We start from the raw sequence: 15,305 nt of genomic DNA on the forward strand, positions 1-15,305 counted from the left end.
TTCGGCCGCTATCATACCCCGCTAATTAATCCCGCGCAGAACGGAGTACCCAAATGACACTTTTTGCCATCGTTTACAGCCTTCATGTCCTGTCGGCCCTGGTATGGGTCGGCGGCATGTTTTTCGCCTGGATGGTCTTGCGCCCGGCGGCCATGAAGGCGCTGGAGGGCCCTGCCCGGCTGAAACTGTGGGTCGAGGTGTTCAGCGGTTTTTTCCGCTGGGTCTGGGTCGCGGTAGTGGTGTTGCCGATCAGCGGCGTGGGCATGATTCACCTGCAATATGCCGGTTTTGAAAGCGCGCCGCGTTATGTGCAGGTGATGATGGGGTTGTATGTGGTGATGACGGCGCTGTTTATTCGCATCCAGGCGCTGATGTTGCCCGAGCTGCGCACGGCCGTGGCGGCGCAGGACTGGCCGGCTGGCGCCGGGATTTTGGGAAGGATTCGCCGACTGGTGGGGATCAATCTGCTGGTCGGGTTGCTGCTGGTTGCAATTGCGGCGGCTCGACCGATGTTCTGAGTCAGCAGGGCGGACGCCATCGCGGGCAAGCCTTGCTTCCACGGGTTTTCATCAACCCTGTGGGAGCAAAGCGTGCTCGCGATGACCATCACAGGATCACAACAATCCTACAACCGCTGCACAGTCACCGAACCCGCGGCCCCTGCAGGCCCAGGTTGACCATCGACACCCGGACGACCGGCCTTGCCGCCATCGGCGCGATAAACAATGCAGCCTTTGGATTTGCCGCCCGCACCTGGCTTGCCACCGGGGCCCGCGAGACCACCCGCACCGCCGGCCACCTCGACCTTGATCTGCTCGACCGGATAATCGCGCGGCACTTCCAGCCTGACCAGCGCACCGGGCGCACCAGCCTGACCGTCGCTGCCATTACTGCCGTCCGCCCCGCGACCAGCCTGGCCCCAGGTGCACCCCGGTGCCTGGCCGTTGGCGCCATCAAGCCCGACGAACCCTGGCGCCCCCGCCCCACCACGGGCGTCCACCGCCAACTGCGGGGCATTCAACGCCTTGATCTGCAAGTTGAGGTTGCGCCCCGACCGGGCTGCCTTGAGGTAGGTACCCGGCGCACCGCGGGCCGTGATCTGGCTGCCCTCGGACAACTCGGCACGACTGACCTTCAGGTCGAGCGCCTGCTCGCTGGGCACAATGGCGATCCGCGCTTCGCGCCCCAAATGCAGTTCGCCCACCGTGACTTCGGTAACGTTCGAGGGAATCAGCAAGGTGCCGTAGTCGGCTACTTCCAGTCGTTCCAGGGACAACGTGCTCGCGGTGTTGGGCAAGCGCATCAGCGAGTTGGTTTCGACGCTCACTACCTGGGCGCAAGCCAGTGGACTGATAAATGCGGCGAGCAGACAGAGATTACGCATGGGAAGCCTTCGATACGGTCGGAGCCGGAATGGTTTGCAGGTGGTATACGCCGAAAAACACAATCTTCAGGCGATCACGCCACGGATGGGCGCGACCTTTGAGGCTGCGATTGCACAGCAGCACCTCCAGAAGATGCAGAACGGCCAGCAGGCCGCCGGTCGCGGGGACCAGCAAATTCAGCGGGAAGACGAACGGCATTAGCCAGTTGACTGCCACTACCGCCCAGAACAACAGGGTCAGCAGCTTCCATAGCCCCCAGAACACCTTCATACGCTCTCCCGATGAGAATTATTCTTTGCGCGCACAGTAACGGCTTCCGCGCGGGATAAGCCATAGGGCAATCGAATTTTCTTCATGATGGGCGCCGAAAGGGCCGCCCGGACGCTGGTTGGCATCGGCGGACGGCTCTGTTTCGGGCATTAGCGGTTTATGTGCAGTTCCACGCGGCGGTTTTTCGCCCGCCCGTCGTCTGTATCGTTATCGGCGACAGGCTCACGCTCACCTCGCCCTTCACTGGTGAGTTTGTTCGGCGCCAGGCCCTGGCTCAGGAGATAATCGGCGACGCTGCTGGCGCGACGTTCCGAGAGCCCCTGGTTGTAGGCATCAGACCCTACGCTGTCGGTATGGCCGATGACCTTGATGCTGACCACGTCGGCGTTCTGCAGTTTACTCATCAGTGAATCCAGTTCGCTGCGGGCCGCTGGCGTCAGGTCGGACTTGTTGAAAGCGAACAGAACGTCATTGGCATCGCTCAGCGTCACCACTTCAGTCGAGGTCGGAGCAGGTTCGGCTGGTTTCACGCTGGCCGGGTACTGCGGCAGCGGGCAACCATGGTGTTCGACAGGGGTATTGGCAGGCGTATCCGGGCAACGATCACGGCGGTCGAATACACCGTCGTCATCTTCATCGCCATCCTGGGAGTAGCAGATCAGGCCACCGGTCAGGATGCCAAGCGCTGCGCCACCTCCCGCCCAGCCGGCACTTTCAATGGCGCCCAGGCCTCCGCCGACCAGGCCGCCGATAAGGCTGCAGATTGGCCAGGTACGTTGATTCAAGGGGGCAGTGCCATCGCTGTGGGTCGCGCAACCGGTCAGCAGGCTGCCAAGCAGCAGAACCGGTAGGACGGTCCTTGTGAGAACACTCATGTTGAAAGCTCCTGTGTTACCGGCCCATACCGGTTACACAGGAGTAAAGACCGGCATCCGCGACTGCACAAGCCGCGGAGTGCGAGGGGCATCAACGATTGATTTTGATTTCCGTGCGACGGTTCATCGCGCGGCCGTCTGCCGTTTTGTTATCGGCCACTGGCTGGCTCTCGCCTGCACCGGTCACAGACACGAAGCTGCTACGCGGTACGCCACTGGAAATCAGGTACTCAACCACCGAATGTGCGCGTTTATCCGACAGTTTCTGATTGTAGGCATCGCTGCCCACACTGTCGGTGTGACCGGTCACAGTCAGTTGTGCGCTGGAGGATTCCTGTTTCAGGCGAGTAGCAATCTTGTCGAGCACTTGTTTGTCGGAAGGAGTGAGCGTCGCCTTGTCGAACTGGAAGTGCACATCACGCACGACGATGACTTCTTCCTTGACGACTACCACCTCTTCGACCACGGGTGCTGGCACCGGTGGCGGGCAACCGTCAGCATCGACCTGCACGCCTCTAGGCGTACCCGGGCACTTGTCGCGACTGTCCGGCACGCCATCACCGTCTTCGTCGCCATCACCGTGAACCCAGCAATAGGCCGCTGCCGTACCACCGATCAACAGCGCGCCATAGCCTGCCCACGCCGAGCTCTCGGTTGCACCAAGACCCGCACCGACGACACCACCGACCGCCGCACAGGTCGGCCAGTCGGTTTTCTGCAAACCTGCGCAACCAGTCAACACACTGGTTAGCAGAACCAAGGGTAATGCTGTCCGAACTATGCTCATCTAGTTTTCTCCTGAAGGATCGGCTTAGAACCGATTCAGGGAGTAAAGACCGGAGTTTTAATCTCCGCCAGCAATAGGCCAACGCTGATTTGCCTCGCGTTCTCCGTGGATCGATGCATTTGCCTCAATAGAGCGCTAGGCCCGGACCTTTGGGCAGGCTAGTCTTGGCGGACGCTGATTGAGGATCCTTGATGATTGCCGGTATTTCTTCGCGCACGCCGCAACAGGCGCTGGCCGCCTTGCTTGATCGATACGCCCCCGCACGCCTGCTATTGATAGGTGCCAGTGAGTTTCCCGCGCTCGAGGCCTTCAAGCTCGCGCACCCCGACAGTTGTGTGGCCCACGCCGCACCGGGTCTGTTGCCTGCGGAACTGGCGGCACGCCGGTTCGACCTGGCGCTGGTGGTCGATTGCCTGGAACACCTGCCCAAACGCGACGGTCTGAATTTGCTTGGAGGCATCCGCAATCTCAACGCCAGTCGTATCGCGGTGCTGGCTGACCTGCACGCCAGCGGCTGGCAGGAGACGGACTTTTTCTCCCTGGCCCTGCAAGCCAGCGAGCGGTTCCAGCGCGACGATCAGGTGGTGACGTTGTTCACCTATGATCTGCTTGACTACAAACAGGTACCCGACTGGCTCAACTCGAGGTTCTGGGCCAATCCGGAGAACTTCGGGAAATATTGGTGGTAACGCAATGAGTACATCGATTTGCCCTTGCGGCAGCGGCACCCTGCTGGATGCTTGCTGCGGTCATTATCACGCAGGCCACCTGGCCCCTTGCGCCGCGGCCTTGATGCGTTCGCGCTACAGCGCCTATGTGTTGGGCCTGATCGACTATCTGGTGGCCACCACCCTGCCCGCACAACGGGCTGGCCTGGATCGCCAGTCCATCAGCGACTGGAGCGCCAACAGCACCTGGCTGGGTCTTGAGGTTGAGAGCTCGGAAGTCTTTGGCGGGCAACCGGAACATGCTTTCGTGACCTTTACCGCGCGCTGGCATGACAGCACCGGGGAGCACAGCCATCGCGAGCGCTCCTCATTTGTGCAGAACGCCGGGCACTGGTATTTCATCGATCCGACCGTGCAACTCAAGGCCGGCCGCAACGATGCCTGCCCCTGTGCCAGCGGCCAGAAATTCAAGAAGTGCTGTGCGGGCTATTTCGGCAGCTGAGGCATGACCTGCATCACCTGCAGGCCCAAGGGAAAACCATCATGATCACCCGGCGCATCGTCCTCCACCTGCTGACCTTGAGCCTCGTTCTCGGGCTGGGCGGCTGTGCGTCCTGGTTCAGCAGCGACGAGCCGGAACCGCAACTGCATCTGGTGAAGGTGGAAGTGATCCGCGCCAAATTGCTGGAGCAGAAATTCCTCCTGCACTTTCGAGTGGACAACCCAAACGACAGCGACCTGACGGTACGCGGCCTCGAGTACCGTATTCATCTGGGTGACATGCTGCTGACCGAGGGTGAACACGAACACTGGTTTACCGTGGGGCCCAAGCGCAGCGCGTATTTCAAGGTGCCGATCCGCACGAATCTGTGGCCAAAAATCCGCGGCCTGGTGAAATTGCTGAAAAAACCCGGTCAGCCCATCCCTTACCGTCTGGAAGGAGAGATGGAAACGGGTTTATTCATCGCTCACTACGTGCACATAGCGCGCAATGGCGTGATAATCCCCGCCGATTTAATTCCGGAGTAAACCTGATGACCCAGCAACCCCATGTTCATGGCCCCGACTGCAATCACGATCATGATCATGATCAACACGATCACCATGATCACGACCATGGCCATGTCCACGGCCCGAATTGCGGCCACGCCCACCAGGAGCCGGTGCGCAACGCCTTGAAGGACGTCGGTCGTAACGACCCTTGCCCATGCGGCAATGGCAAAAAATTCAAGAAGTGCCACGGCGCCTGATCGGGTCGTTCACCGCTACCCTGTGGGGGCGAGCCTGCGCGCGACAGCGTCGAACCCGACGCACCGCGTCGCGGCGATCGCCAGCAAGCCGTCCCCTGCAGAATTTGCGCTGTCGCCACCTCCATGGTGGATTCGCCGCGCCCCGTGAACGTCCTTAATCAGACAAATCCAGAAATAACCTGACACCCCGCTTGCGCGCCCCTCTCCTGCTCACTAACGTAGCGGCTTTATTGCGTTAATACCCCGCAGGAGCTTTGCCATGGCCTCGCCAGCCCTTACTCATTTTCTTCCCCGGTTCGGCGTTGCCGCAGCAGTGGCCGGTGTTCTGGGCCTGACCGGTTGTCAGACCCTGAACACTCAGGACACCCTCCCGCCCACCACCGGCGTGCAGCCGCTTAAAGGCCTGGCGCAGAACGTCTCGGTGCGGCGCAACGCCATGGGCATGCCGCTGATCGAAAGCAACAGCTTCCACGACGCGCTGTTCGCCCTCGGCTACGTGCATGCCAGCGATCGCATCACGCAAATGGTCACCCTGCGCCTGCTGGCTCAAGGCCGCCTGGCAGAAATGTCCGGCGCCGACTTGCTGGACGCCGACCGCTACATGCGCGCGGTCAACCTGAAGAAAAGTGCTGGTGAGCTGTACAAGGCGTCCTCCCCGCGGCTCAAGCGTTTTTTTGAAGTCTATGCCCGGGGCGTCAACGCCTACCTGTTCCGCTACCGCGACAAGTTGCCGGCAGACCTGATGGCAACCGGCTACAAGCCCGAATACTGGCAACCGGAAGATTCGGCGCTGATTTTCTGCCTGCTGAACTTCAGTCAGTCAGCCAACCTGCCGGAAGAAATTTCCTCGCTGATGCTGGCGCAGACCGTCAGCACCGACAAACTCCCCTGGCTGACGCCTTCAGCCCCCGACGAAAAACTGCCAGTGGCCGAGGCCGAGAAACTCCAGGGCATCAAGCTCAACGGGCAGATTCCGGGGCTGGTTGACATCAGCAAAGCCGCCAGTCAATTGTCCGACCTGAATTTGCTCGGCGCCACGTCCTCCAATAACTGGGCGATCGCACCGCAGCGCAGCCGCACCGGTAAAAGCCTGCTGGCCAGCGACAGCCACGGCCCGCTCGGCGTGCCATCGCTGTTCAGCTATGTGCAGATTCGCGCGCCGAAATACCAGGCTTCTGGCGTGACCATCGCCGGCCTGCCGCTGGTGCTGGGTGGCTTCAACGGCAAAGTGGCGTGGAGCATGACCACGGTCATGGGCGACAACCAGGACCTGTTCCTGGAAAAAATCAAGCGCCAGGGTAACGGCCTGACTTACGAGGCGGGCGGCAAATGGCAGCCGGTCATGGTTCGTAACGAGACCTACTTCGTCAAAGGCCAGCGGCCGACTCGCGAGGCGGTGTATGAAACCCGCCATGGCCCCCTGCTCAACAGTGCCAAGGGAACCGCCCTGGCCAACGGTTTTGGCCTGGCACTGCAGGCGCCGAGCTTCACCGACGACAAGACCCTGGACGCGTTTTTTGACTTGTCCCGGGCGCAGAATGTCGAGAAGGCCTCAGATGCCAGTCGTGAAATCCGCGCGATTGCGCTGAATCTGGTGTTCGCCGATGCGAGCAACATCGGCTGGCAGGTCACCGGGCGTTATCCGAACCGGCGCGAAGGCGAAGGCCTGTTGCCCTCGCCGGGCTGGGAAGGTCGCTACGACTGGGACGGTTACGCCGACCCGATGCTGCACCCATACGATCAAGACCCCGCCCAGGGCTGGCTCGGCACCGCCAACCAGCGGGTCATCCCCCATGGTTATGGCATGCAGCTGTCCAACTCCTGGTCCGCACCGGAGCGCGGCGAACGCATGGCTGAACTCGCCGGCACCGGCAAGCACGACACGCGCAGCGTGATCGCCATGCAATACGACCAGACCACCACCTTCGCCCCCAAGCTGAAGAAAATGTTCACGGCGCCGGGAATGGCCCAGCCGCTCAAGCAAGCCATCGAAGCGTTGCCGACGGCCGACGCGGTCAAGGCTCGCGAGGCCTATGCCCGCCTGATGGCGTTCGACGGCAAGCTCAGCCCGACTTCCGCCGATGCAGCCATCTACCAGCTGTTCCTGCAAGAAAGCACGCGGCAGATCTTCCTCGATGAGTTGGGGCCGCAAGACAGTGCTGCGTGGAAAACCTTCATCGCCAACGGCAAGCTTTCCTACGCCGCCCAGGCCGATCACCTGCTGGGACGCGAGGACAGCCCATTCTGGGATGACACGCGCACGCCGCAAAAAGAGGACAAGGCAGTGATCCTGGCCCGCAGCCTGGCAGCTGCAATCACCGCGGGCGACAGCTTGTTGGGCGCCGATCACAAGGCCTGGCAATGGGGCAAGCTGCACCGCTACGAATGGAAGAACGCCAGCGGCCAGACCGTCCGCGGTCCGCTTGCAGCCGGTGGTGATCACACCACGTTGAATACCGCCGCGTTTGCCTGGGGCGAAGATTTCAACACTACCCTGGCACCGTCCATGCGTCTCATCGTCGACTTCGGCCAAGCCGAGCCGTTGATGGGCCAGAACGCCACCGGACAATCAGGCAACCCGGCCAGCCCTAATTACCTCAACAGCATCGATCCGTGGCTGAAGGGGCAATACATGAGCCTGCCGATGCAGCCGCAAAACTTCGACAAGGTGTATGGCAAAGCCCGACTGACACTGACTCCCGGGAAATAGTCTTCCCCAGTTGATCATGCCCTGTGGGAGTAAGCTTTGCTCCCACAGGGCATGATGTGTCACCGACACAAATCGATAGAACTTCTGACCTCACGCCGTCCTCATAGCTAACAAGTCCCCCTGCCTGGTCATCCACATGGACCTTGTTATCGCTCGCCCCGAGGGCCTGTACTGCCCCGCCGGGGATTTCTATATAGACCCCTGGCGTCCAGTCGAGCGCTCGGTCATTACCCATGCCCATGGCGACCACGCTCGCACCGGCAATCAACATTACCTGGCTGCGGCCCCTGGCGAAGGGATCCTGCGATCACGCCTGGGCCAGGACATCAACCTGCAAACCCTGGCGTATGGCGAACGGCTGCTGCACCACGGCGTAACCTTGAGCTTTCACCCGGCCGGGCATGTGCTCGGCTCGGCCCAGGTGCGCCTGGAATACGGTGGCGAAGTCTGGGTGGCCTCAGGGGATTACAAGATCGAACCCGATGGCACCTGCGCGCCTTTTGAACCAGTGCGCTGCCATACCTTCATCACCGAATCGACGTTCGGCCTGCCGATCTATCGCTGGCAACCCCAGGCCGAGATATTCGCCGAAATCAATCAGTGGTGGCAGGCCAACGCTGCCGTGGATAAAACCAGCGTGCTGTTCTGCTATTCCTTCGGCAAGGCCCAGCGCATTCTGCATGGCATCGACGCGAGCCTCGGTCCGATCCTGACCCACGGCGCGGTGGAGCCGCTGAATCGGGTCTACCGCGAAAGCGGCGTGTACATCCCGCCGACGATTTACGCCGGCGATGTAAAAAAAAGCGATCCGGTCATGCGCAAGGCCCTGGTGATCGCCCCGCCTTCAGCCGGTGGCAGCACCTGGATGCGTCGATTCGGTGACTACAGCGACGGCTTCGCCAGCGGATGGATGCGCCTGCGCGGGACCCGGCGCCGGCGCGGCGTCGATCGCGGTTTTATCCTGTCCGACCACGCTGACTGGCCGGGCCTGCTTTGGGCCATTGGGCAGACCGGTGCCGAACGGGTCATGGTGACTCACGGCTCGGTCGCCGTCCTCGTCCGCCATTTGCGCGAGCAAGGCCTTGATGCCCAGGGCTTCAGCACTGAATACGGTGACGACGAAGAGGAAGCGACGAGCGCCGAGGCGCAAAGCCCAGAGGTCCCCGCATGAAAGCCTTCGCCGAACTCTATGCCGAACTCGATGCAACGACCTCCAGCAACGCCAAGCTGGCGGCCATGCAAAACTACTTCGCCCAGGCAGCGCCGCAGGATGCGGCGTGGGCGGTGTATTTCCTGTCTGGCGGGCGACCCCGGCAACTGGTCCCGGTTCGCGTCCTGCGCGAGTTGGCAGTTGCATACTCCGGTCTGTCGCCCTGGCTGTTCGAGGAGAGTTACCAGGCGGTGGGTGACCTGGCGGAAACCATTTCGCTGGTACTGCCCGAATCCAGCCACAGCTCCGATGCTGGCCTTGCGGTCTGGATCGAGGAAAAGCTGCTACCTCTGCGCGGGGACCCCCCCGAAGCGCTTGCCCTGGCCCTGCCTGCCCTCTGGTCGCAACTTGACCGCTCCAGCCTGATGTTATGCATCAAGCTGATTACCGGCAGTTTTCGCGTAGGCGTTTCCAAACTGCTGGTGACACGCGCCCTGGCATCCATGGCGGGGCTGGACAGCAAGCGGGTGGCCCAGCGCCTGGTGGGATACACCGACCTGTCCAACCGCCCGAGCGCCGCCAGTTACCTGAAGCTGATCGCGCCGGAATCAACCGACGAACATGCGCAGCGCGGCGGGCAGCCCTATCCGTTTTTCCTGGCCCATGCGCTGTCGCAACCGGTGGACCATTTTGAAGCCCTGCTTGGCCCTGCCAGCCAGTGGCAAATCGAATGGAAGTGGGATGGTATTCGTGCACAGGTGGTGAAACGCGAGGGCCGGCTGTGGATCTGGTCTCGCGGCGAAGAGCTGGTGACCGAGCGTTTTCCGGAACTGGAGAGCCTGGTGCACGGCCTGCCCGACGGCACGGTGATCGACGGTGAAATCGTTGCCTGGAAAGCCGCGCCAGCCGGGACCGAGGATGCCTTCGACCCGCAAGCGCCCTCGGCACCCTCGGTCCAGCCTTTCGCTTTGCTGCAACAGCGCATCGGCCGCAAGACCCTCGGCAAGAAAATCCTCGACGAAGTTCCGGTGGTGGTACTTGCCTACGACTTGCTGGAATGGAATGGCGAAGATTGGCGCAACCAGCCTCAGGCCCGGCGGCGGACCCAGCTGGAGCAGGTTCTCGCCGACTGCAACAACCCGGTTTTGCTGGAATCGCCGGTACTCACCGGCGAAGACTGGCTGGACCTCGCACGCCAGCGCGAAGCTTCGCGCAGCCTCGGCGTCGAGGGCATGATGCTCAAGGCGCGGGACTCGCTGTATGGCGTCGGCCGGACCAAGGACATGGGCGTGTGGTGGAAGTGGAAAGTTGACCCTTACAGCGTCGATGCAGTGCTCATCTACGCCCAGCGCGGCCACGGTCGGCGCGCCAGCCTTTACAGCGATTACACCTTCGCGGTGTGGGACGGCCCGGCGAATTCAACCGAACGCACGCTGGTGCCTTTCGCCAAGGCGTACTCCGGCTTGACCGACGAAGAAATGCGCCAGGTCGACAGCATCGTACGCAAGACCACAGTGGAGAAATTCGGCCCGGTCAGCAGCGTGAAACCGAGCCTGGTGTTCGAACTGGGCTTTGAGGGCATCGCCCTGTCCAAGCGCCACAAGAGCGGGATCGCGGTGCGGTTTCCTCGGATGCTGCGCTGGCGTCGGGACAAGTCAGTGGATGAGGCGGACAACCTGGCCACGCTGCAGGACCTGCTGGGCTGAGATGAACCAATCTGGTGCGCGCACACGGTGATGCCCGCTTGCGTGCACAAACGCCTGCGCACCGTTCCTCACGGCACCTTTTAAAACGCTTGTTCGGGACTATGGTTCAGAAATTGCTACCTTATTCAGGTCTTACGCTTTCCAGTAACAAATTTTACGCGCCACAAGCGCTCAAATTGGTTTTTAGGGATTGAATAATGAAAAAAGCATTGCTGACCCTTTCTGCACTGGCGTTGTGCATGGCTGCCGGCTCCGCGGTGGCAAAGGAATACAAGGAATTGCGTTTTGGCGTTGACCCTTCCTACGCACCGTTCGAGTCGAAAGCGGCTGACGGCAACCTCGTGGGCTTCGACATCGATCTGGGTAACGCGATTTGCGCCGAGTTGAAGGTCAAGTGCAAGTGGGTCGAAAGTGATTTTGACGGCATGATTCCAGGCCTCAAGGCCAACAAATTCGACGGCGTGATTTCGTCGATGACCGTGACCCCGGCCCGTGAAAAGGTGATCGACTTCTCCAGCGAGCTGTTCTCCGGCCCAACCGCCTACGTATTCAAGCAAGGCTCGGGCCTGAGCGAAGACGTCGCGTCGCTCAAAGGCAAAACCATTGGCTACGAGCAAGGCACTATCCAGGAAGCCTACGCCAAGGCCGTGCTGGACAAGGCTGGCGTTAAAACCCAGGCTTACCAGAATCAGGACCAGGTGTATTCCGACCTGACTTCCGGCCGTCTCGACGGCGCCATCCAGGACATGCTTCAAGCCGAACTGGGCTTCCTGAAGTCGCCAAAAGGCGCAGGCTACGAAATCAGCAAGCCGGTCGACAGCGAATTGCTGCCAGCCAAAACAGCGGTGGGCATTAAGAAAGGTAACACCGAGCTGAAAGCACTTTTGGATAAAGGTATCAAAGCGTTACACGACGATGGCACCTACGCCACCATCCAGAAGAAACACTTCGGCGATCTGAATCTGTACAGCGGCAAATAATGCCCGGCGCCCATCTCTGGATGGGCGCTTTTTTTATCCGATCAGGTTGCTGATTTATGTTCGAAAACCTCCTGCAAAATCTGGGGCTCTCAGCCTTCAGCCTCCAGGGCTTTGGCCCGTTGTTGCTGGAAGGCACCTGGATGACCATCAAATTATCGGCATTGTCGCTGCTGGTGGCCGTGTTGCTCGGCCTGCTCGGCGCCACGGCCAAGCTATCGAAAGTCAAAATGCTGCGGGTGCCGGCGCAGGTCTACACCACGCTGATCCGCGGGGTGCCGGACCTGGTGCTGATGCTGCTGATTTTCTACAGCCTGCAGACCTGGCTGACATCGTTTACCGATTTCATGGAATGGGAATATATCGAGATCAACCCGTTCAGTGCCGGGGTCATTACCCTGGGCTTCATTTATGGCGCCTACTTCACCGAGACCTTCCGTGGCGCGATCCTCGCAGTGCCCCGGGGCCAGGTCGAAGCCGCCACCGCCTACGGGCTCAATCGCGGCCAACGCTTTCGTATCGTGGTGTTCCCGCAAATGATGCGCTTTGCCCTGCCAGGCATCGGCAACAACTGGATGGTAATGCTCAAGGCCACCGCACTGGTGTCGATCATCGGCCTCGCCGACCTGGTCAAGGCCGCACAGGACGCCGGTAAGAGTACCTACCAACTGTTCTATTTCCTGGTGCTGGCGGCACTGATCTACCTGCTGATTACCAGCGCCTCCAACTTCGTCCTGCGCTGGCTCGAACGCCGCTACGCCGCCGGCTCGCGGGAGGCCGTACGATGATCGAACTCCTGCAGGAATACTGGAAACCCTTCCTTTATACCGACGGCTATAACATCACAGGCCTGGCAATGACCCTGTGGTTGCTCAGCGCATCGATCTTCATCGGCTTCCTGGTGTCGATCCCGCTATCGATTGCCCGGGTCTCGCCCAAGGTCTACGTGCGCTGGCCGGTGCAGTTCTACACCTACCTGTTTCGCGGGACGCCGCTCTATATCCAGTTGCTGATTTGCTACACCGGCATCTACAGCCTGGCGGCGGTGCGTGATCAACCGGTGCTGGACGCGTTCTTTCGCGATGCCATGAACTGCACGATCCTGGCGTTTGCCCTGAACACCTGCGCCTACACCACGGAGATTTTCGCCGGGGCCATTCGCAGCATGAACCACGGCGAAGTCGAAGCGGCCAAAGCCTACGGCCTGACGGGCTGGAAGCTGTATGCCTACGTGATCATGCCTTCGGCCCTGCGCCGCTCGTTGCCCTATTACAGCAACGAAGTGATCCTGATGCTGCACTCGACCACCGTGGCGTTTACCGCAACTATCCCGGATGTCCTGAAAGTCGCGCGGGATGCCAACTCGGCGACCTTCCTGACCTTTCAGTCGTTCGGCATCGCCGCCCTGATCTACCTGACCGTTACCTTTGCATTGGTCGGCCTGTTCCGCCTCGCCGAACGCCGATGGCTGGCCTTCCTCGGGCCGACCCACTAGGACTTTGCACCATGCGCCACCAGATCCATGACTTGCTGGCCCCGCTACCGGGGACCGCACGGCAGATTCACAGCTTTCACTTCGGCCCCTCGTCGGCCAGCGGCAAGATTTACATCCAGGCATCCCTGCACGCCGATGAAATGCCCGGCATGCTGGTGGCCTGGCATCTCAAGCAGCGCCTCAGGGAGCTGGAAGCCGCCGGCCGCCTGCGCAGCGAAATCGTACTGGTACCCGTGGCCAATCCGGTTGGCCTCGAACAGGTTCTGATGGATGTCCCCCTCGGTCGCTACGAGCTGGAAAGCGGACAGAATTTCAACCGCTGGTTCGTCGACCTGAGTGAAGAAGTCGGCAACGAAATCGAAGGGCAACTGGGCGACGATCCACAACGCAACCTGCAGGTGATCCGCAGCAGCCTGCGCCAGGCCCTGGCGCGACACACGGCGACGACCCAGTTGCAATCCCAACGCCTGACCCTGCAAAGGCTGGCCTGTGATGCCGACCTGGTACTGGACCTGCATTGCGATTTCGAAGCCGTTGCGCACCTTTACACCACCCCCGAGGCCTGGCCTCAGGTGGAGCCACTGGCCCGCTACATCGGCGCCGAAGCCAGCCTGCTGGCCACCGATTCCGGTGGCCAGTCGTTTGACGAATGCTTCACGCTACTCTGGTGGCAATTGAAAGAGCGCTTCGGCGAGCACTTCGACGTCCCCTTGGGCAGTTTCTCGGTCACCGTCGAATTGCGCGGCCAGGGTGACGTCAATCACCCCCTGGCCAGTCTCGACTGCCAGGCAATGCTCGACTACCTGATCCACTTCGGCGCCATCGTCGGCACGCCGGGGCCATTGCCCGAATTGCCCTACCCCGCGACACCGCTGGCCGCGGTGGAGCCTGTAACGACGCCGGTTGGCGGCTTGCTGGTGTTCGCGGCGCTGCCTGGGGAATACCTGGAAGCCGGGCAACTGGTGGCTGAAATCATTGATCCGGTGCTTGACCAGGTCACCCCGGTCCATTGCGCCACCGCAGGGCTGATGTACGCCCGGTCACTGCGACGCATGGCCACGGCCGGCATGGTGATCGCCCACGTTGCGGGCACTGAAGCCTATCGCAGCGGCTACCTACTTTCGCCTTGAGGATGCATTGCCCCATGTACAAACTGACCATTGAAGGCCTGCACAAAAGCTATGGCGATCATGAAGTGCTCAAGGGTGTTTCGCTCAAGGCAAAAACCGGCGACGTCATCAGCCTGATCGGCGCCAGCGGCTCGGGCAAAAGTACCTTTCTGCGCTGCATCAATTTTCTCGAACAGCCCAACGACGGTGCGATGAGCCTCGACGGCCAGAGTATCCGCATGATCAAGGATCGCCACGGCATGCATGTCGCCGACCCCGATGAACTGCAAAGGATTCGCACGCGCCTGGCGATGGTGTTCCAGCACTTCAATCTGTGGAGCCACATGACGGTGCTGGAGAACATCACGATGGCACCGCGCCGGGTGCTGGGCTGCGACAAAAAGGAAGCCGAGGACCGCGCCCGCCGTTATCTGGACAAGGTGGGCCTGGCGGCGCGGGTGGCCGATCAGTACCCGGCCTTTCTCTCGGGCGGTCAGCAGCAACGCGTCGCCATTGCCCGCGCGCTGGCGATGGAGCCGGAGGTGATGTTGTTTGACGAGCCGACTTCAGCCCTGGACCCGGAATTGGTCGGTGAAGTGCTGAAAGTGATCCAGGGCCTGGCCGAAGAGGGCCGTACGATGATCATGGTGACCCACGAAATGAGTTTTGCGCGCAAGGTGTCGAACCAGGTGCTGTTTCTGCACCAGGGTCTGGTCGAGGAGGAAGGCGCGCCCGAGGATGTATTGGGCAATCCGCGCAGCGAGAGGTTGAAGCAGTTCCTGAGCGGAAACCTGAAATAACGGGAGCCCGATTGCCTGGCCCCCAGATCATTTCTGCGGGGGCGCCTGCGTAGGAGCTGTCGAGTGAAACGAGGCTGCGATCTTTTGAACTAGTTCAGCAAACGCCTGCTCGAAAGATCGCAG

Annotated in this window: 17 protein-coding genes; 13 read left to right on the plus strand and 4 right to left on the minus strand. The window is 61.1% G+C overall.

Annotated elements, in window-relative coordinates; translation table 11 throughout:
- The first annotated feature begins 53 nt into the window (after positions 1-53).
- Complete coding sequence (locus tag AAEZ05_RS25610; RefSeq protein ID WP_045061075.1) at positions 54-518, plus strand: CopD family protein; 465 nt, start codon at positions 54-56, stop codon at positions 516-518.
- A gap of 107 nt (positions 519-625) precedes the next feature.
- On the opposite strand, the gene AAEZ05_RS25615 is transcribed toward AAEZ05_RS25610, so the two are convergent.
- The 4 genes from AAEZ05_RS25615 to AAEZ05_RS25630 form a co-directional block, all read right to left on the minus strand.
- Positions 626-1,384: a collagen-like triple helix repeat-containing protein gene (locus AAEZ05_RS25615; RefSeq protein ID WP_045061076.1), complete on the minus strand. Its 759-nt coding sequence runs from the start codon at positions 1,382-1,384 to the stop codon at positions 626-628.
- Positions 1,377-1,655, minus strand: coding sequence for a DUF1145 domain-containing protein (locus AAEZ05_RS25620; RefSeq protein ID WP_045061077.1), 279 nt, complete (start codon positions 1,653-1,655; stop codon positions 1,377-1,379). Before AAEZ05_RS25620 ends, AAEZ05_RS25615 begins: the two co-directional genes overlap by 8 nt.
- A gap of 149 nt (positions 1,656-1,804) precedes the next feature.
- Positions 1,805-2,530 (minus strand): PA1041 family peptidoglycan-binding anchor lipoprotein, encoded by a 726-nt coding sequence (locus AAEZ05_RS25625; protein ID WP_045061078.1) that lies wholly within the window; start codon positions 2,528-2,530, stop codon positions 1,805-1,807.
- A gap of 91 nt (positions 2,531-2,621) precedes the next feature.
- Positions 2,622-3,317 (minus strand): PA1041 family peptidoglycan-binding anchor lipoprotein, encoded by a 696-nt coding sequence (locus tag AAEZ05_RS25630; RefSeq protein WP_045061079.1) that lies wholly within the window; start codon positions 3,315-3,317, stop codon positions 2,622-2,624.
- A 191-nt stretch (positions 3,318-3,508) separates the two neighbouring features.
- Between AAEZ05_RS25630 and AAEZ05_RS25635 the strand changes: the two genes are divergently transcribed.
- The 12 genes from AAEZ05_RS25635 to AAEZ05_RS25690 all read left to right on the plus strand — a co-directional run bounded on the left by AAEZ05_RS25635 (position 3,509) and on the right by AAEZ05_RS25690 (position 15,182).
- Positions 3,509-4,006: a DUF6231 family protein gene (locus AAEZ05_RS25635; RefSeq protein WP_045061080.1), complete on the plus strand. Its 498-nt coding sequence runs from the start codon at positions 3,509-3,511 to the stop codon at positions 4,004-4,006.
- 4 nt (positions 4,007-4,010) lie between these two features.
- Positions 4,011-4,487 carry a YchJ family protein gene (locus AAEZ05_RS25640; RefSeq protein ID WP_045061081.1) on the plus strand — a complete coding sequence of 159 codons (477 nt, stop codon included), beginning with the start codon at positions 4,011-4,013 and terminating at the stop codon, positions 4,485-4,487.
- A gap of 41 nt (positions 4,488-4,528) precedes the next feature.
- Entirely contained in the window at positions 4,529-5,014 is a 486-nt protein-coding gene (locus AAEZ05_RS25645) for an LEA/WHy family protein (protein WP_045061082.1), read from the plus strand.
- Between the two features lie 5 nt (positions 5,015-5,019).
- Entirely contained in the window at positions 5,020-5,235 is a 216-nt protein-coding gene (locus AAEZ05_RS25650) for an SEC-C metal-binding domain-containing protein (RefSeq protein ID WP_045061083.1), read from the plus strand.
- 259 nt (positions 5,236-5,494) lie between these two features.
- Positions 5,495-7,945, plus strand: coding sequence for a penicillin acylase family protein (locus tag AAEZ05_RS25655; RefSeq protein ID WP_350649426.1), 2,451 nt, complete (start codon positions 5,495-5,497; stop codon positions 7,943-7,945).
- A 136-nt stretch (positions 7,946-8,081) separates the two neighbouring features.
- Positions 8,082-9,116, plus strand: coding sequence for a ligase-associated DNA damage response exonuclease (locus tag AAEZ05_RS25660; RefSeq protein ID WP_045061085.1), 1,035 nt, complete (start codon positions 8,082-8,084; stop codon positions 9,114-9,116).
- Positions 9,113-10,801 (plus strand): ATP-dependent DNA ligase, encoded by a 1,689-nt coding sequence (locus AAEZ05_RS25665; RefSeq protein ID WP_350649428.1) that lies wholly within the window; start codon positions 9,113-9,115, stop codon positions 10,799-10,801. Before AAEZ05_RS25660 ends, AAEZ05_RS25665 begins: the two co-directional genes overlap by 4 nt.
- A gap of 197 nt (positions 10,802-10,998) precedes the next feature.
- Positions 10,999-11,781 carry a transporter substrate-binding domain-containing protein gene (locus AAEZ05_RS25670; protein WP_045061087.1) on the plus strand — a complete coding sequence of 261 codons (783 nt, stop codon included), beginning with the start codon at positions 10,999-11,001 and terminating at the stop codon, positions 11,779-11,781.
- 56 nt (positions 11,782-11,837) lie between these two features.
- Positions 11,838-12,566: an ABC transporter permease gene (locus tag AAEZ05_RS25675; protein WP_045061088.1), complete on the plus strand. Its 729-nt coding sequence runs from the start codon at positions 11,838-11,840 to the stop codon at positions 12,564-12,566.
- Positions 12,563-13,273, plus strand: a complete 711-nt coding sequence (locus AAEZ05_RS25680; protein WP_045061089.1) for an ABC transporter permease — start codon at positions 12,563-12,565, stop codon at positions 13,271-13,273. The genes AAEZ05_RS25675 and AAEZ05_RS25680 overlap by 4 nt, the downstream gene beginning before the upstream one ends.
- Before the next feature lie 11 nt (positions 13,274-13,284).
- Positions 13,285-14,403: a succinylglutamate desuccinylase/aspartoacylase family protein gene (locus tag AAEZ05_RS25685; RefSeq protein ID WP_350649430.1), complete on the plus strand. Its 1,119-nt coding sequence runs from the start codon at positions 13,285-13,287 to the stop codon at positions 14,401-14,403.
- 14 nt (positions 14,404-14,417) lie between these two features.
- The gene (locus AAEZ05_RS25690; protein WP_045061091.1) at positions 14,418-15,182 is read left to right on the plus strand and encodes an ABC transporter ATP-binding protein; all 765 of its coding nucleotides are present in this window, start codon (positions 14,418-14,420) and stop codon (positions 15,180-15,182) included.
- Positions 15,183-15,305 lie beyond the last annotated feature (123 nt).

Source organism: Pseudomonas sp. HY13-MNA-CIBAN-0226 (assembly GCF_040310305.1).
Classification (GTDB): Bacteria; Pseudomonadota; Gammaproteobacteria; order Pseudomonadales; family Pseudomonadaceae; genus Aquipseudomonas; species Aquipseudomonas gregormendelii.